This window comes from Streptomyces sp. NPDC003393, assembly GCF_053589015.1.
On sequence record NZ_JBSFRB010000029.1, the window covers coordinates 60,322 to 76,212 of the forward strand.

The 15,891-nt window shown below is 72.9% G+C and carries 15 protein-coding genes; 7 read left to right on the top strand and 8 right to left on the bottom strand.

Annotation, left to right across the window (positions count from 1 at the left end; genetic code table 11):
* Nucleotides 1–17 precede the first annotated feature (17 nt).
* The 3 genes from ACWDUZ_RS25365 to ACWDUZ_RS25375 form a co-directional block, all read right to left on the bottom strand.
* Nucleotides 18–980 carry a DMT family transporter gene (locus ACWDUZ_RS25365; protein ID WP_451634145.1) on the bottom strand — a complete coding sequence of 321 codons (963 nt, stop codon included), beginning with the start codon at nt 978–980 and terminating at the stop codon, nt 18–20.
* Between the two features lie 165 nt (nt 981–1,145).
* Complete coding sequence (locus ACWDUZ_RS25370; RefSeq protein WP_451634103.1) at nt 1,146–1,868, bottom strand: ArsR/SmtB family transcription factor; 723 nt, start codon at nt 1,866–1,868, stop codon at nt 1,146–1,148.
* 59 nt (nt 1,869–1,927) lie between these two features.
* On the bottom strand, nt 1,928–2,578 hold the full coding sequence (locus ACWDUZ_RS25375; RefSeq protein ID WP_451634104.1) for a TetR/AcrR family transcriptional regulator: 651 nt from the start codon (nt 2,576–2,578) through the stop codon (nt 1,928–1,930).
* A gap of 142 nt (nt 2,579–2,720) precedes the next feature.
* Here ACWDUZ_RS25375 and ACWDUZ_RS25380 point away from each other — a divergent pair, with 142 nt between their 5' ends.
* The 3 genes from ACWDUZ_RS25380 (at nt 2,721) to ACWDUZ_RS25390 (ending at nt 4,926) form a co-directional block, all read left to right on the top strand.
* Entirely contained in the window at nt 2,721–3,872 is a 1,152-nt protein-coding gene (locus ACWDUZ_RS25380; protein WP_451634146.1) for an acyl-CoA dehydrogenase family protein, read from the top strand.
* Nucleotides 3,873–3,931: 59 nt separating this feature from the next.
* Entirely contained in the window at nt 3,932–4,219 is a 288-nt protein-coding gene (locus tag ACWDUZ_RS25385; protein ID WP_030186598.1) for a YiaA/YiaB family inner membrane protein, read from the top strand.
* Between the two features lie 83 nt (nt 4,220–4,302).
* Complete coding sequence (locus tag ACWDUZ_RS25390) at nt 4,303–4,926, top strand: TetR/AcrR family transcriptional regulator (RefSeq protein ID WP_451634105.1); 624 nt, start codon at nt 4,303–4,305, stop codon at nt 4,924–4,926.
* A gap of 46 nt (nt 4,927–4,972) precedes the next feature.
* Here the strand turns inward: ACWDUZ_RS25390 and ACWDUZ_RS25395 are convergent, their stop codons facing one another.
* Complete coding sequence (locus ACWDUZ_RS25395) at nt 4,973–5,434, bottom strand: MaoC family dehydratase (RefSeq protein ID WP_451634106.1); 462 nt, start codon at nt 5,432–5,434, stop codon at nt 4,973–4,975.
* A 110-nt stretch (nt 5,435–5,544) separates the two neighbouring features.
* On the opposite strand from ACWDUZ_RS25395, the gene soxR reads away from it, so the two are divergent.
* Nucleotides 5,545–6,012 (top strand): redox-sensitive transcriptional activator SoxR, encoded by a 468-nt coding sequence (gene soxR / locus ACWDUZ_RS25400; RefSeq protein WP_451634107.1) that lies wholly within the window; start codon nt 5,545–5,547, stop codon nt 6,010–6,012.
* 18 nt (nt 6,013–6,030) lie between these two features.
* Here soxR and ACWDUZ_RS25405 read toward each other — a convergent pair whose 3' ends face one another.
* Together ACWDUZ_RS25405 and ACWDUZ_RS25410 are read right to left on the bottom strand one after the other, a co-directional pair.
* Nucleotides 6,031–6,771: a 3-keto-5-aminohexanoate cleavage protein gene (locus ACWDUZ_RS25405; RefSeq protein WP_451634108.1), complete on the bottom strand. Its 741-nt coding sequence runs from the start codon at nt 6,769–6,771 to the stop codon at nt 6,031–6,033.
* A 59-nt stretch (nt 6,772–6,830) separates the two neighbouring features.
* Complete coding sequence (locus ACWDUZ_RS25410) at nt 6,831–7,433, bottom strand: hypothetical protein (RefSeq protein WP_451634109.1); 603 nt, start codon at nt 7,431–7,433, stop codon at nt 6,831–6,833.
* Nucleotides 7,434–7,732: 299 nt separating this feature from the next.
* Here ACWDUZ_RS25410 and ACWDUZ_RS25415 point away from each other — a divergent pair, with 299 nt between their 5' ends.
* Nucleotides 7,733–10,528: a penicillin acylase family protein gene (locus ACWDUZ_RS25415; protein ID WP_451634110.1), complete on the top strand. Its 2,796-nt coding sequence runs from the start codon at nt 7,733–7,735 to the stop codon at nt 10,526–10,528.
* 36 nt (nt 10,529–10,564) lie between these two features.
* Here ACWDUZ_RS25415 and ACWDUZ_RS25420 read toward each other — a convergent pair whose 3' ends face one another.
* Complete coding sequence (locus ACWDUZ_RS25420) at nt 10,565–11,881, bottom strand: serine-threonine protein kinase (protein ID WP_451634111.1); 1,317 nt, start codon at nt 11,879–11,881, stop codon at nt 10,565–10,567.
* A 114-nt stretch (nt 11,882–11,995) separates the two neighbouring features.
* Entirely contained in the window at nt 11,996–13,243 is a 1,248-nt protein-coding gene (locus ACWDUZ_RS25425) for an exo-beta-N-acetylmuramidase NamZ family protein (protein WP_451634112.1), read from the bottom strand.
* A gap of 211 nt (nt 13,244–13,454) precedes the next feature.
* Here ACWDUZ_RS25425 and ACWDUZ_RS25430 point away from each other — a divergent pair, with 211 nt between their 5' ends.
* Nucleotides 13,455–14,219, top strand: coding sequence for an SDR family oxidoreductase (locus ACWDUZ_RS25430; RefSeq protein WP_451634113.1), 765 nt, complete (start codon nt 13,455–13,457; stop codon nt 14,217–14,219).
* The gene (locus ACWDUZ_RS25435) at nt 14,216–15,886 is read left to right on the top strand and encodes a class I adenylate-forming enzyme family protein (RefSeq protein WP_451634114.1); all 1,671 of its coding nucleotides are present in this window, start codon (nt 14,216–14,218) and stop codon (nt 15,884–15,886) included. Before ACWDUZ_RS25430 ends, ACWDUZ_RS25435 begins: the two co-directional genes overlap by 4 nt.
* Nucleotides 15,887–15,891: the final 5 nt, after the last annotated feature.

Here is a 15,891-nt window from a genome sequence, read left to right on the forward strand (position 1 = left end):
ACCGCTCGCGGCGACCCTCAGGTGCGCTCGGGCCGCGGTTCCAGAACCGCCTCCGGAACCGCGGCGCCGGGCCCGGCCGCCCCCGCCGCCGTCCCCGTTTCCGCCCGCGTCCGGGCCCGCGACCTCGACACCGCCACGCCGGCCAGGCACAGCACCCCGCCCGCCAGGGTCAGCGGTCCCGGCACCTCGCCCAGCGCCACCCACGACATCAGCACGACCAGCGCGGGCACGGCGTAGGTGGTCGCGCCCATCCGGCTCGCGGTGGTGCGGGCCAGGGCGTACGCCCACGTGGTGAAGGCCAGCGCGGTCGGGAACACCCCGAGATAGACCATGTTCAGCGTCGCCGACAGCGGGGCGTCCGCGGCCTGATGGACCAGCTGACCGGCGAACGGCAGACAGGCCACCGCTCCGACCAGGCAGCCGAACGTCGTCACCTGCAACGCGCTCGCCCGGCCCAGCGCCGGCTTCTGCGCGACGACCCCGGAGGCGTACGCGACGGCGGCGAGCAGGCAGAGCGCCACCCCGAGCACGGAGGAACCGCCCTCGCCGGACATCGACAGGCCCACGGTCACCGCGCCCGCGAACGACACCGCCATGCCCGCCAGCAGCCGCGGCGGCATCGGATCGCCCAGCAGTCGCGCCCCCAGCAGGGCGATGAGCAGCGGGCCGACGTTCACGACCAGGGCGGCGGTCCCGGCGTCCACCTGCTGCTCGCCCCAGTTCAGGGCGACCATGTAGAAGCCGAACCACAGCACCCCGGATATCGCGATCCCGCGCCAGGCCGGCCGTGGCGGCCACCCTTCCCGCCGCAGGAGACAGATCGCGCCGAGCGTCACGGCCCCGGCGAGCAGCCGCCCCAGCGCCAGCGCGCCCGGCGAGTACGCGGCGCCCGCACTGCGGATGGACACGAAGGCGGAGGCCCACAACACTACGGTCACGGTGGCGGCGGCGGTGGCCACCCGGGACGGGGGAACGTTCATCATGCTTCCTGAGGCTAGGCTAGGCGGGGCGGGGACAAGGGGCTCGCGAATTTCGGACACGCAGCCCGGCGGCTTCCGGCACGCCCGAACCGGCCGGCGGCGCGCCCGGTGCTCCAGGCGGCCCGTCCGCCCGGCCGCACCGAACCGGGCGGGTGCGAAGGCGGTTCAGCGCAGGGCCGATGCCTCGATGCCCAGCAGGTCCGCGAGGGCGCGCTCGCCGGCCGGCGTCACCTTCACGGCGCGCTCCGAGCCGATGCGTACGCACCAGCCGGTGTCGAGGGAGTGCCGGCACAGGGCCGCGCCCGCGACCCCCGCGAGGTGCGGGCGGCGCTCCGTCCAGTCCAGGCAGGCGCGGGCGAGCGGACGGCGGCCGCCGCGGTCGAGGCCGATGCCGGCGGAGTCGAACCAGGCCAGCCCGGTCTCCGTGAGCGCGAACCCGGTGTCCTGCCGCAGCAGTCCGCGCACGGTCAGCGCATCGGTCACCGTGATGCCCAGCCGCCCCGCGAGATGGTCGTAGCACGTGCGGCCCCGGGCCATCGCCGACCCGGCGGCCGACTCCCGCAGGGAGCGGGGGCGGCGCGCGGCCCGGGGGGAGACCTGGGCGGCCAGGTCCTCCACCAGCTGGGCCACCCGGGCGTCGGCCAGCCGCACGTACCGGTGCCGGCCCTGGCGTTCCTCGCCGAGCAGCCCGCCCGCGACGAGCTTGCCGAGGTGTTCGCTGAGGGTCGACGGGGCCACGCCCGCGTGCCGGGCCAGCTCGCCCGCGGTCCAGGCCCGCCCGTCGAGCAGCGCCAGCAGACAGGCCGCCCGGGTCTCGTCGGCGATCAGCCCGGCGAGCGCCGCCAGGCCGGGCGCCCGGGGGTCGTGGGTGCGGTCCCTCGTCGTCATGCGTCCAGCATGCGGCACGGACGGTTCGGCGTTCACCGAAGTGTGCCGGCACCGTGCGGCTACGTGGCCCGCGCGCTCCGCCCGGCCTGCTCGTACTGCTGTGCCAGGCCGTCCAGCAGGGCGGTCAGCCCCGTCTCGAAGGCCCGCTCGTCGATCTTCTCCTGCTGGTCGGCCAGCAGGTGGGCCTGGCCGAGGTGGGGGTAGTCGGCGGGGTCGTAGGCGCCGGCGTCGCCCACGAAGCCCCCGGCGAAGGAGCCGAGCGCGGAGCCCATGACGAAGTACCGCATCAGCGCGCCGATGGAGGTGGCGTGGGCCGGCGGCCACCCCGCCTCGACCATCGCGCCGTAGACCGCGTCGGCCAGGCGCAGCGCGGCGGGGCGGCGGCCGGGGCCGCGGGCCAGGACGGGGACGATGTTCGGATGGTCGCGCAGGGCGGCCCGGTAGGAGACGGCCCAGTCGTGCAGCGCGCTGCGCCAGTCGCGGCCGTCCTCGAACATCGACAGGTCGACCTGGGCGCTCACCGAGTCCGCGACCGCCTCCAGGATCTCGTCCTTGGTGCGGAAGTGGTTGTAGAGCGAGGGTCCGCTGACGCCGAGTTCGGCGGCGAGCCGGCGCGTGGAGACGGCCGCCAGGCCCTCCCCGTCCACGAGGTCCCGTGCCGTCGCGACGATGCGGTCGGTGCTGAGGAGGGGCTTGCGCGGTCGGGCCATGGCGCACATAGTAGGGCTACGACATTAAACTAGCAGTGCTAATTTAAATGTACGGCTTTCAAGATCTGTCGTCCGGCGTCCGTCCGGCGCCGACCGGCGTCCGTGGGGCGTCGTCCGGCGTCGTCTGTGGGGTGATCTCGTGGTGAACCTGGAACTCGGCGAGGAGCAGACCGCGGTGCGGCGGCTCGCCCGGGACTTCGTGGAGCGTGAGATAGCACCCCATGTGGTGGCCTGGGACCGCGCCGAGGAAGTGGACCGCGCCATCGTGAAGAAGCTCGGTGAGGTCGGCTTCCTGGGCCTGACCATAGACGAGGAGTACGGCGGATCGGGCGGGGACCACCTGGCGTACTGCCTGGTCACCGAGGAGCTGGGCCGCGGCGACTCCTCCGTGCGCGGCATCGTCTCGGTCTCGCTCGGCCTGGTCGCCAAGACGATCGCCGCCTGGGGGAGCGAGGAGCAGAAGCGGCGCTGGCTGCCGGGCCTGACCGCCGGCGAGTACGTCGGCTGCTTCGGCCTCACCGAGCCCGGCACCGGCTCCGACGCGGGCAACCTGACCACCCGCGCGGTGCGCGACGGCGACGACTTCGTCGTCAACGGCACCAAGATGTTCATCACCAACGGCACCTGGGCCGATGTCGTGCTGCTCTTCGCCCGCTCCACCGACGCCCCCGGCCACAAGGGCGTGACCGCCTTCCTCGTCCCCACCGACACCCCCGGCCTGACCCGCCGCACCGTCCACGGCAAGCTGGGCCTGCGCGGCCAGGCGACCGCCGAACTGGTGCTTCAGGACGTACGCGTCCCGGCCTCCGCGATGCTGGCCCCCGAGGGCAAGGGCTTCTCGGTCGCCATGTCCGCCCTCGCCAAGGGCCGAATGTCGGTGGCCGCCGGCTGCGTCGGCATAGCCCAGGCCGCGCTGGACGCGGCCGTCAGGTACGCGGGCGAGCGCGAGCAGTTCGGCAGGACCATCGCCCACCACCAGCTGGTCCAGGAGCTGATCAGCGACATCGCCGTGGACGTGGACGCGGCCCGGCTGCTGACCTGGCGGGTCGCCGACCTCATCGAGCGCGGACAGCCGTTCGCCGTGGAGTCCTCCAAGGCCAAGCTGTTCGCCTCCGAGGCCGCCGTGCGGGCCGCCAACAACGCCCTCCAGGTCTTCGGCGGCTACGGCTACATCGACGAGTACCCGGCGGGCAAGCTGCTGCGCGACGCGCGTGTGATGACCCTCTACGAGGGCACCAGCCAGATCCAGAAGCTGGTCATCGGGCGGGCGCTGACGGGGGTCTCGGCGTTCTGAGTACGGTCTGAGTATCTCGGCGGATGTGGCGCGGGCCACGTTCGCCGAAGCTGTGCGTCATGAGTGACACACCCGTCAAGCAGCAGAACACGGCCGCCTTCTACGGCCAGGCCGTCGCGTCCTTCGCCGTCGCCATGTCGGCCACCGCCGTCGGCATCTACCAGCTGAACACCGACGCCTGGGTGCGGGCCTTCCTCGCCATCGCCGTCCTCTACCTGGTCACCTCCGCCTTCACCCTCGCCAAGGTGATCCGGGACCGGCAGGAGGCCGGGCAGATCGTCAGCCGGGTCGACCAGGCCCGCCTGGAGAAACTGCTCGCCGAGCACGACCCCTTCGAGAAGCTGTGAGCGACCTGCGACGGCCGCACTAAGCGCTCGCTCACCGTCGGCGGTATGGTGGTGCTCCTGTCACCGAGAGGGGCGAGCGAGCGATGAGTACGGCGCAGGAGACGACCGGCGGCGAAGCGGAGCCGTGGGACGAGGTCACCCCTGACGCGGCCCGGCGGCTGCTGGTCGCCGCCGTGGAGGCCTTCGCCGAGCGCGGCTACCACGCGACCACGACCCGCGACATCGCCGGACGCGCCGGCATGAGCCCGGCCGCCCTCTACATCCACTACAAGACCAAGGAAGAGCTGCTCCACCGGATCAGCCGGATCGGCCACGACAAGGCCCTGGACATCCTGCGCACCGCGGCACAGCGCGAGGGCAGCGCCAAGGAGCGGCTGGCCGACGCCGTCAGCTCCTTCGTCCGCTGGCACGCCGGGCGGCGCACCACCGCGCGGATCGTGCAGTACGAACTCGACGCGCTCGGCCCCGAGGCCCGCGCCGAGATCGTCGCCCTGCGCCGCCAGGTCGACGCCGAGGTGCGCGGGATCATCGAGGACGGCGTCGCCGCGGGCGAGTTCGACGTGCTCGACGTGCAGGGCACGACCCTCGCGGTGCTGTCGCTGTGCATCGACGTGGCCCGCTGGTTCAGTGTGGACGGCCCGCGCACCCCGGAGGAGGTCGGCGCGCTCTACGCCGACCTCGTGCTGCGGATGGTCGGGGCGAAGTAACCCGGCGAACGGGTCGCGCCGGCGGGGGCGGAACCGGGGAGCGGTCCTACAGGTAGTACCGGGACACCGACTCCGCCACGCAGACCGGCTTGTCCCCGCCCTCGCGCTCCACGGTGAAGGCGACGGTCACCTGCACCCCGCCGGGCACGTCGTCCACGCCGCTGATCGTCGCGGTGGCGCGCAGCCGCGAGCCGACCGGGACGGGGGCGGGGAAGCGCACCTTGTTGGTCCCGTAGTTGACGCCCATCTTCACGCCCTCGACCGTGATCAGCTGCGGCCCGAACAGGGGGAGCAGCGACAAGGTCAGATAGCCGTGGGCGATGGTGGTGCCGAACGGGCCGGCGGCGGCCTTCTCCGGGTCCACGTGGATCCACTGGTGGTCGCCGGTCGCCTCGGCGAACAGGTCGATCCGCTTCTGGTCGATCTCCAGCCAGTCGGTGTACCCCAGCTGCTCGCCCACCGCCGCCTTCAGGTCGTCGGCGGAGGTGAAGATCCTCGGCTCTGCCATGTCCCGGCCTCTCGCGTCGCACATCATGTCTAAGCAACTGCTTAGCATGCTCGGCTCCGTAGCCCATGTCAACGGAAACGGAGTGCGACACGGTGGGTAGGCTCTGAGGAGTGCCCCAGATCCCCGAGAAGATCCACGAGCTGACCGTCGGGCAGGTGTCCGCGCGCAGCGGCGCCGCCGTGTCCGCCCTGCACTTCTACGAGTCCAAGGGCCTGATCCGGAGCCGTCGCACCGCGGGCAACCAACGCCGCTACACCCGCGACACCCTGCGCCGGGTCGCCTTCGTCCGGGCGGCGCAACGCGTCGGCATCCCGCTGGCCACGATCCGCGAGGCGCTCGCCGAACTCCCGGAGGAGCGCACCCCCACCCGGGAGGACTGGGCCCGCCTGTCCGAGGCCTGGCGCACCGAGCTGGACGAGCGCATCAGGCAGCTCAACCGCCTGCGCGACCATCTCACCGACTGCATCGGCTGCGGCTGCCTGTCCCTGGACACCTGTGTGCTCTCCAACCCCGACGACGCGATCGGCCGGCGCCAGGTGGGCTCCCGCCTGATGGTGGAACGGAACCAGCAGCCGTAGCCGGCGGGCGGGGTGCGCTCACCCGGCTGGTGGGCGCCTCCGCCGCCCCACCCCGTACTGCGCCAACCCCTCCGCCACCAACTGAGCGTTGGACCGGGCCCGTTCCCCGTCCGGCAGGGCCATCGTGTCCTCCAGGCCGATGCGCGTGGCCAGCCCCAGCCGCCCGGCCAGGCGCAGCACCGCCCACGCGCCCCCTTCCGCGCCGTGCACCAGCACCGGCCGCCCGTGCGCGTCACCCAGCTCGGCGAGCAGCGCCCGGGCGGACCGCGCGGCCGTCCGCGGGGCCGGGTCCGTCACCTCGGCCAGGACCCGCAGCACGCGCGACGCCAGCGGCGAGGCCGTGAACCGGGCCGCGCCGTCCGTGCCGGACCAGATGCCGGCCTCCACGCCGACGCCCCGTTCGAGCAGCGTCGCGGCCAGCTCCTCCGCCCCCGGCTCGTGCCAGTTGACCGAGGCGACGTCGGGCAGCACCGTCCAGCCGCGCACGCGCGCCCGGCGGGCCGTCGGATCGGGCTCCGCCCAGGCGCCCGTGGTCACCCCGACCGGCACCGGCACCCGCGCCCGGACGGCTTCCACCGTCGCCGCGACCACGCGCGGGGACATGCTCTCCCGCCCGCACGGCGTCCTGGGGTGGACGTGGACCTCCGTGGCCCCGGCCGCGACGGCCCCGGCCGCCGACGCGGCCGTCGCCTCCGGCGTCAGCGGCACCACCGCGCCGTCCGCCGCCGTGCGGGACCCGTTGAGACAGACCTGCATCACCGGACCGGTCCCCCGTTCCGAGGGGTGCGGCACCCCCTGCGCACCCCTCGCCGTGCTCCTCAGGCCGACACCAGCAGTCCGCCCCGCCTGGCGCACCGCAGCGCCTCGGGGGTGAGGACGGGCCGCGGCACCAGGATGCCGCAGTCCACGCACACCGGCCCGGTCGACGGCTCGTGGTCCAGGCCGTACTTCCAGACCAGCCGCTCCCCGGCGCACACCGGGCAGGCCGCACCCGGTTCGCGCTCCAGTGCGGCGATCAGCCGGCGCAGCACCTCAGCCAGCGGTTCGGCGGGGTGCACCCGCGGGTCGTCGCACCAGGCGACCCCGAAACCGCCCCACGTCAGCCGGTGCCAGTCGTCCACGCTGCCCGGACTGCGCAGCCCGTCGTGCTTCTCCTTCCTGCGGCGACGGGCGAACTCGGCCTCGTAGTCGAGCCACACCGTGCGCGCCTCCTCCAGCTCCTCCAGCGCGGCCACGAGCCGCACCGGATCGGGGGAGCGGTCCTCGGGGCCGAACCCGGCCCTGGAGCACAGATGGTCCCAGGTCGCCCTGTGCCCGTAGGGAGCGAACCGCTCAAGGCACTTGCGCAGTGAGTAGCGTCGCAGTGCCAGATCGCACCGCGGGTCCCTCACCTGTCTCGCCAGACTCCGGAAACCGGCCATCGCCCTGCACCTCCGTCACACCTGCACCTGCACTTCGGTCACTTCGGCGTCGTCGTACGGCCCGTCGCACGGTCCGTCGTACGGAGTCGTCCCGCGGAGTCGTCGTACGGACGTCGCCGAGTAGACGTGCCGACCGGCGATCCGGCTCCATCCGATTTCCGATGTCTGCCATAACTTCGCCCTGGTTGACCGTCATGTCCGCCACGAGGCGACTCCAAAAAGTGACGCATGCTCATCTTCCAACTCGTGGATACCGCCGGTAACGTCCCTCCCCACCCCCGTCGGGAGGAGCTGCTGCCATGCCACGGCGCACCCCACACTTCGCGCTCGACACAGTGAGAACTCCCCGCAGATTCCCCGGGTTCCTGAAGACGGCATCCGTATGCGTCCTCATTGCCGGTCTTTTGTCACCGCTTTCCCCAGCGGTGGCGGCCGGGGCGAGACCCGCGGCGACGGCCGCGAACGACTACTGCGGCGGCCGGTGCTCCGACATCCTGCCGCCCGGCGAGAACGGCGACGCCACGCTCGCCCAGATCCTCCTCAACCAGGTCTTCGGCACTCAGCCCGGCCACGCGGAGGACCAGCTCGGCCCCTACGCCGACCTGGCCAAGGGCTACCCGGCGCTCACCGACGACAAGGTGAACGCCTTCTTCCGCGACGCCTCCTTCGGAGTCCCGGCCGACCAGGTCGCCTCCACCGAGAAGCCCGCCGGCCGCGGTGACGTCACCATCGTCCGCGACAAGAAGACCGGTGTGCCGCACATCACGGGCACCACCCGCTACGGCACCGAGTTCGGCGCCGGGTACGCCGCCGCCGAGGACCGGCTGTGGCTCATGGACGTCTTCCGGCACGTCGGCCGCGGCCAGTTGACCTCCTTCGCGGGCGGCGCCGCCGCCAACCAGGGCCTCGAGCAGCAGTTCTACCGCAACGCCCCGTACACCGAGGCCGACCTCCAGGCGCAGATCGACAGCGCGGTGGCGAGGAACGGCGCGCGCGGGCAGCAGGCCCTCGCCGACGTCGACGCCTACCTCGCGGGCGTGAACGCCTACATCGACGCCTCCGACTCCGGCCGCTACTTCCCCGGCGAGTACGTCCTGACCGGCCACAAGAACGCCATCACCAACGCCGGCACCATCGAGCACTTCAAGGTCACCGACATGGTCGCGCTGGCCTCCGTGGTCGGCTCGCTGTTCGGCTCCGGCGGGGGCGGCGAGGTGAACAACGCCCTCTCCCTGCTGGCCGCCCAGGCCAAGTACGGCGTCGAGGAGGGCACCAGGGTCTGGGAGTCCTTCCGCGAGCGCAACGACCCCGAGGCCGTCCTCACCGTCCACGACGGCCAGAGCTTCCCGTACGCGACGAGGCCGGACAGCCCCCGGGGCGAGGCGCTGCCCGACGCCGGCTCGGTGACCCAGGAACCGCTCGTGTACGACCGGAGCGGCAGCGCGGCGACCTCCGCCGCCAGGAGCGCCTCCACCACGGCCGCGAGGACGACCCTGTCCTCCGCCCGGCGCGGCATGTCGAACGCCCTAGTCGTCAGCGGCGAGCACACCGCGAGCGGCCACCCGGTCGCCGTCTTCGGCCCGCAGACCGGCTACTTCGCCCCCCAGCTGCTGCTGCTCCAGGAGATCCAGGGCCCGGGCATCAGCGCCCGGGGCGCCTCCTTCGCGGGCCTGAGCATGTACGTCGAGCTCGGCCGCGGCCAGGACTACGCGTGGAGCGCCACGACCTCCGGCCAGGACATCATCGACACCTATGCCGTCGAACTGTGCCAGGACGACCACCACTACCTCTACGACGGCACCTGCACGGCCATGGACCAGGTGGAGCGGAAGAACGCCTGGCAGCCCACCGTCGCCGACGGGACGGCGGCCGGCTCGTACACCATGCGTGTGTGGCGCACCAAGTACGGCCCCGTCCAGTACCGCGCGACGGTCGGCGGCAAGAAGGTCGCCTACACCACCCTGCGCTCCTCCTATCTGCACGAGGCCGACTCCATCATCGGCTTCCAGATGCTCAACGACCCCGGCTTCGTCAAGGGCCCGCAGGACTTCCAGCAGGCCGCGCAACACATCAACTTCACGTTCAACTGGTTCTACGCCGACTCCCGGCACACCGCCTACTACAACAGCGGCGACAACCCGGTGCGGGCGAGCGGCGTCGACGCCGAGTTCCCGGTGTGGGCGCGCCCGGCGTACGAGTGGCGGAACTGGGACCCGGCCACCAACACCGCCGAGTACACCCCGCCCTCCGCGCACCCCAACTCCGTCGACCAGGACTACTACATCTCCTGGAACAACAAGCAGGCCCAGGACTACACGGCCGCGCCCTGGGGCGAGGGGTCGGTGCACCGGGGGAACCTGCTGGAGGACCGGGTGCGGAAGCTGGCCGCGTCCGGCGGGGTGACGAGAGCGGCGCTCACCAAGGCCATGGCGGACGCCGCTCTGGCGGATCTGCGCGCCGAGGACGTGCTGCCGAAGCTGCTGAAGGTGATCGACAGTGCGCAGGTCACCGACCCGGCCACGGCGACGGCCGTGACCAGGCTGCGGTCCTGGGTGTCCGCGGGCGCCCGGCGCACCGAGACCTCCGCCGGCTCGCAGACGTACGCCGACGCGGACGCGATCAGGATCCTGGACGCCTGGTGGCCGCTGCTGGTGAAGGCCGAGTTCGAACCGGGCCTGGGCAGCGACCTGTACACCGCCTTCACCGGCAACCTCCCCGTCGACGAGGCGCCGTCCGCCGGGCACGGCCCGACCGGAGCGCACGCCGGCAGCGCCTTCCAGTACGGCTGGTGGAGCTATGTCGACAAGGACATCCGCGCGGTGCTCGGCGAACCGGTGCGGGGACCGCTCGCCCGGAAGTACTGCGGCGGCGGCAGCCTCGCCGGCTGCCGGGACGTCCTGCTCGGCACCCTGAAGCAGGCGGCCGGTATGACGGCGGCCCAGGTCTACCCGGGCGACGACCAGTGCTCGGCGGGCGACCAGTGGTGCGCCGACTCGATCGCCCAGCGCCCTCTGGGCGGCATCAAGCACTACCGGATCAGCTGGCAGAACCGACCCACCTACCAGCAGGTGGTGGAGTTCACCTCGCACCGGTGAGGCCGGCCCGGGTCCGGTGACGTGACCGGCGGCGGGTCAGCGGACGCGGCCCGCCGCCAGCACCAGCCGTGCCAGTTCCGGGTGCACGATGTCGCTGTGCGCGCCGCTCGGCGGCCCGCCCCGCCGGACCACCTCGGCCGCGTCGACGTTCACGCACCCGGACGCCGGCAGCGGGGCGCCCAGGGCGGCGGCGAGGGTGCACGCGCGCGTGCCCGGCACCGCCCGCGCCCCGTCGTACCCCATGGCTCCCCATCTGTCCCCCAGCGCGTCGCCCACGTCGACGCCCAGCACCGACCGGTCGTCGCCCGCCATGCGCGAGGCCAGCGGATAGAACGTGCCGAGAGCCGAGTCGTGGCGGGAGTGGCAGCACACCAACGGGCCGTCGATACGGTGCTCCTGGCCCTGGAGCACCCCGCCCGCGCGCGGGTCGTCCGGCAGCCGGGCCGCGAACGCGTAGTGGGAGAAGGCCCCTTGCAACAAGGTCACGGACTTCACCGCCCGCACCCCGGCGGGCAGCCCGCGCAGCGCGAACGACACCAGCCGCCCGCCGAAGCTGTGCCCGACCAGATGGACCCGCAGGCCGGGCGCCGCCTGCGCGAGCCGGCCGACCACCGGGCCGAGCCCGCGCTCGCCGACCGTGCCCGCCCGGCGCTTCATCGCGTAGTACGTCGCCTGCCGCAGCAGTTCCTTGGCGCCGTCCCACGGGTTCGGCAGCGAGAAGGACTCCCGTCCGTCCGGCGCCTGAAGCCGGGCGAGGGCCTGCGCGAACTCGGCACAGACGTCCGCTGTGGGCCGCGAGAGGATCCCCGGCTCGCTCTGCGGCACACCCTCCGCCTCCGTGTCCGCCGCGAACTGGCCCTGCGGCCCCGGGGGTACCGCCTCGACCAGCAGGCGCACCAGCCGCCCGAACTCCTCCAGGCCCTCCTCCTCGCGCGGATGCTGGTCCAGTATTCGCACGAGCCGGTCGACCACCGTGGCCCGGCCGGGGAAGCACTCCAGGAGCGCGTGCCGGGTGTCCTTGTCCAGCGCCGGGCGGACCACCGGCTCGGCGGCGGTGGCGCGCGGGAAGTCGGGGATCGGCTCGTCGCTGAAGCGCATCGACGGCCACACCACGCCCACGTACCCGATCCGCGCGGCCGGCGCGAGCCGCGGGACGGGGGCGAAGAAGGCGCTGTAGAGGCGGGTGGCGCCCGAGCGGTCGTTGTTCCAGCCGTGCGCGAAGACGATCAGGTCGCGCACGCCCCGGGCGGTGACCCCGGCGAGCAGCCGGTCCCGCTCGGGGCCGTCCACGTCCCCGTCCGCGTCGAAGGTCAGCTCCCAGTAGGGAGCCACGCTCATCCCCTGATCCGCCATGGCTGCCGACCCCCTCGTGCCCCGAAGCGGTGCGATGTGGGGTGCATCGTCCTGCCAACGGGGTGAGTTGGCCATACGTCACGGCTCATCCGGGCGCGGCGATTGCCCGGCCTCTCACCGGTAGAGGAGATATTCCTCGCGCACCCTGCGGAACGCGGCCAGTTCGTCCCGCCAGCCGGCGACCACCTCGTCGGTGTCCGCCCCGGCGTCGATCATCGTGCGGACCCGCGTGGAACCGGTGAGCTTGTCGATCCAGTTGTCCGAGCGCCAGGCGAAGCCGTCCCAGACCTGCTTGGCGGTCACCAGCAGCGCGATCCCGGTGCGCACCGGGTCGTAGACGGCACGGTCGTGGACGTGGATCTGCACGCCGCCGACGGTCTTGCCCTGGAACTTGGAGAACGTGGGCGCGAAGTAGGCCTCCCGGAGGCGCACGCCCGGCAGCCCGAGCGCGTTCGCCGCGTCCGCCCAGCGCCCGTCGAGGCCCTCCGCGCCGAGCAGTTCGAAGGGGCGGGTGGTGCCGCGCCCCTCCGACAGGTTGGTGCCCTCGAACAGACACGTCCCGGAGTACACGAGGGCGGTGTCCGGCGTGGGCATGTTCGGGCTCGGCGGCACCCAGGGCAGCTCGGAGGCGTCGTAGAACTCCGACCGCTTCCAGCCGGTCATCAGCACGGTCTCCAGCGGCACCGGCGCGGCCAGGAACTCGCCGTTGAACAGCCGCGCCAGCTCCGCGACCGTCATGCCGTGCGCCTGGGAGATCGGCTGCCGACCCACGAAGGTCGCGAACTCCTTGTGCATGACCGGGCCCAGCGCCTCCCGGCCGGTCACCGGGTTGGGCCGGTCCAGCACCACGAACCGCTTGCCCGCCAGCGCGGCGGCCTCCATGCAGTCGTAGAGCGTCCAGATGTACGTGTAGAAGCGTGCCCCCACGTCCTGGATGTCGAAGACGACCGTGTCCACGCCGGAGGCGGCGAAGACGTCCGCTAGCGGCTGCCCGCTCTTGTTGTACGTGTCGTACACCGGCAGTCCGGTGGCCGGGTCGTCGTAACGTCCCTCGGAGCCGCCCGCCTGCGCGGTGCCGCGGAAACCGTGCTCCGGGCCGAAGACGGCCACCAGGTTCACCCGGCGGTCGGCGTGCATGACGTCCACGATGTGCCGCACGTCCCGGGTGATGCCGGTCGGGTTGGTGACGATGCCGACCCGCTGCCCGGCGAGCTGCGCGTAGCCGCCCGCCTCGAGGCGCTCGAAGCCGGTGCGCAGCGGACGGCCGCGGCCCTGCGGGGCCGCCTGGGCCTGTGCGGCCGGGACGGCCCCGGCCGCGACGGCGGCGGTGGTGGCGAGCAGGCTCCGTCTGGACAGCTTCATGCGGTGACCTCCGTGATCGCTGCACGTGTCATGGGCAGGCACGCTAGCGTGCGCCCCGGGTGGCTGGGAACGAACCGTCGCCACCGTCTATGGTCCACACCACTGGCGGAGCCCGGGCGCCGGGTGGCTCTTCCCTGGAACATACCGACCGGTTAGTGTGGCGCCGCAGGGCTGATACGTCGGTGTGTCGCAGTCGTGTCGAAGGAGACCGATGGTGCAAACCGTTCAAGGTGCCGGAGTCGTCGTCACCGGGGCCGGAGGCGGCATCGGGGCCGCGCTGGCCCGCCGGTTCGCCGCCGAGGGTGCGAGGGTCGTGGTCAACGACCTCGACGCCGCGCGGGCCGAGGCCGTGGCCGGGGAGATCGGAGGCATCGCTCTGCCCGGCGACGCCTCAGCGATCATCAGCGAGGCCCGCGACGCGCTCGGCGGAACGGTCGACGTCTACTGCGCCAACGCCGGTTTCGCCTCCGGCGGCTCCGAGGCCTCGGGCGAGGACGTCTGGGCGCGCGCCTGGGACGTCAACGTCATGGCCCACGTCCGCGCCGCCGAGGCACTGCTTCCGGCCTGGCTGGAACGCGGCGGCGGCCGCTTCGTCGCCACCATCTCCGCCGCCGGACTGCTCACCATGATCGGCGCCGCCCCCTACAGCGTCACCAAGCACGGCGCCTACGCCTTCGCCGAGTGGCTGTCGCTGACGTACCGGCACCGCGGTATCAAGGTCCACGCGATCTGCCCGCAGGGCGTGCGCACCGACATGCTCGCCGCCACCGGCAGCGCCGGCGACCTGGTGCTCCAGCCGACCGCCATCGAACCGGAGGACGTGGCCGACGCCCTGTTCAAGGGCATCCAGGAGGACCGCTTCCTGATCCTGCCGCACCCCGAGGTCGCCGGCTTCTACCAGGCCCGCGCCGCCGACCCCGACCGCTGGCTGACGAACATGAACCACATCCAGCAGAAGTGGGAGGAGACCCGGTGACCGGCGCGAACGCCTCCCACTACACGGCGAAGCCCTGGCTGCACCTGCTCGACGAGGCCCAGCGCGCCCCGGTCGACCCGGCCGGCTCGCTCGTGCACGCCCTGCGCCGGTCGGCCGCCGAGGCCGCGGACCGCGCCTTCCTCGCCTACTTCGACGCCCGCCTCACCTACCGCGAGGTGGACGAGCTGAGCGACTCGGTGGCCGGCCACCTCGCCGCGCGCGGCCTTCGGCCGGGCGACCGGGTGGCGGTCATGCTCCAGAACTCCCCGCACTTCGTGCTCGCCGTCCTCGGCGCCTGGAAGGCGGGCGCCACCGTCGTCCCCGTCAACCCGATGTACAAGTCGGCCGAGGTGGCCCACGTCCTGAAGGACGCCGAGGTGGCCGCACTGATCTGCTCCGACCGGGCCTGGGAGTCGTATCTGCGCGACACGGCGGCCGGCTCGCCGGTGCGGATCGTGCTCACCGGCTGCGAGCTGGACTTCCAGACCCGCGGCGACGCCCGTGTGCTCACCTTCGAACGGCTGCCGCGGGCGGCGGACGCCGACGACCTGGCGAGCGTCGCCCGCGCCGGCCACCGGGCGCCCGCCGACCGCGACCCAGCCCCCGCCGACATCGCGCTGATCAGCTACACCTCGGGCACCAGCGGCACCCCCAAGGGCGCCACCAACACGCACGCCAACATCATGTACAACGCCGAACGGCAGCGCACCGGTCTCGGCCTGCCCGAGGCGCCGGTCTACTTCGCGCTGGCGCCGCTGTTCCACATCACCGGCATGGTCTGCCAGTTCGGCGCCTGCCTGAACAGCGCGGGCACGCTGGTGCTGGCCTACCGCTTCGAGGCCGGCGTGGTCCTGGACGCGTTCGCCGAGCACCGGCCGCACTACACGGTCGGCCCCTCCACCGCCTTCATGGCGCTGGCCGCCCACCCCGCCGTCGCCCCCGACCACTTCTCCTCCTTCCGGGTCATCTCCTCCGGGGGCGCGCCCCTGCCGCCCGCGCTGGTGGAGAAGTTCCGGGCCGGCTTCGGGCCGTACATCCGCAACGGCTACGGCCTCACCGAGTGCACCGCCCCCTGCGCCTCCGTGCCCCCGGGCCGGGAGGCCCCCGTGGACCCGGTCTCCGGGACGCTCGCCGTCGGCGTGCCGGGCCCCGACACCGTGGTACGGATCGTCGACGACGAGGGGCAGGAGGTGCCCTTCGGCCGGCCGGGCGAGATCGTCGTCAGCGGACCGCAGGTCGTGCCCGGCTACTGGCGGCGTCCAGAGGCCACCGCCGAGACCTTCCCCGGCGGCGAGCTGCGCACCGGAGACATCGGGTTCATGGACGAGCAGGGCTGGCTCTACGTCGTCGACCGCAAGAAGGACATGATCAACGCCTCCGGCTTCAAGGTGTGGCCGCGCGAGGTCGAGGACGTGCTCTACACCCACCCGGCGGTGCGCGAGGCGGCCGTCGTCGGGGTGCCGGACGGCTACCGTGGGGAGACCGTGAAGGCCTTCATCAGCCTGCGCCCGGGCGCCACGGCGGACCCGGATGAACTCGCGGCGTACTGCAAGGAGAGACTGGCCGCCTACAAATACCCGCGCCAGGTGGAGATACTGCCCGACTTGCCGAAGACGGCGAGTGGGAAGATCCTCCGTCGGGAGTTGCGTTCCCTCACCGACGACTAGCAGCA

Excerpts from the sequence above, each read along its gene's own strand:
- ACWDUZ_RS25365 (WP_451634145.1), bottom strand. The coding sequence starts at position 980 with ATGAACGTTCCCCCGTCCCGGGTGGCCACCGCCGCCGCCACCGTGACC.
- ACWDUZ_RS25430 (WP_451634113.1), top strand. The coding sequence starts at position 13,455 with ATGGTGCAAACCGTTCAAGGTGCCGGAGTCGTCGTCACCGGGGCCGGA.
- ACWDUZ_RS25420 (WP_451634111.1), bottom strand. The coding sequence starts at position 11,881 with ATGGCGGATCAGGGGATGAGCGTGGCTCCCTACTGGGAGCTGACCTTC.
- ACWDUZ_RS25395 (WP_451634106.1), bottom strand. The coding sequence starts at position 5,434 with ATGGCAGAGCCGAGGATCTTCACCTCCGCCGACGACCTGAAGGCGGCG.
- ACWDUZ_RS25375 (WP_451634104.1), bottom strand. The coding sequence starts at position 2,578 with ATGGCCCGACCGCGCAAGCCCCTCCTCAGCACCGACCGCATCGTCGCG.
- ACWDUZ_RS25370 (WP_451634103.1), bottom strand. The coding sequence starts at position 1,868 with ATGACGACGAGGGACCGCACCCACGACCCCCGGGCGCCCGGCCTGGCG.
- ACWDUZ_RS25410 (WP_451634109.1), bottom strand. The coding sequence starts at position 7,433 with ATGGCCGGTTTCCGGAGTCTGGCGAGACAGGTGAGGGACCCGCGGTGC.
- ACWDUZ_RS25425 (WP_451634112.1), bottom strand. The coding sequence starts at position 13,243 with ATGAAGCTGTCCAGACGGAGCCTGCTCGCCACCACCGCCGCCGTCGCG.
- ACWDUZ_RS25415 (WP_451634110.1), top strand. The coding sequence starts at position 7,733 with ATGCCACGGCGCACCCCACACTTCGCGCTCGACACAGTGAGAACTCCC.
- ACWDUZ_RS25390 (WP_451634105.1), top strand. The coding sequence starts at position 4,303 with ATGAGTACGGCGCAGGAGACGACCGGCGGCGAAGCGGAGCCGTGGGAC.
- ACWDUZ_RS25385 (WP_030186598.1), top strand. The coding sequence starts at position 3,932 with ATGAGTGACACACCCGTCAAGCAGCAGAACACGGCCGCCTTCTACGGC.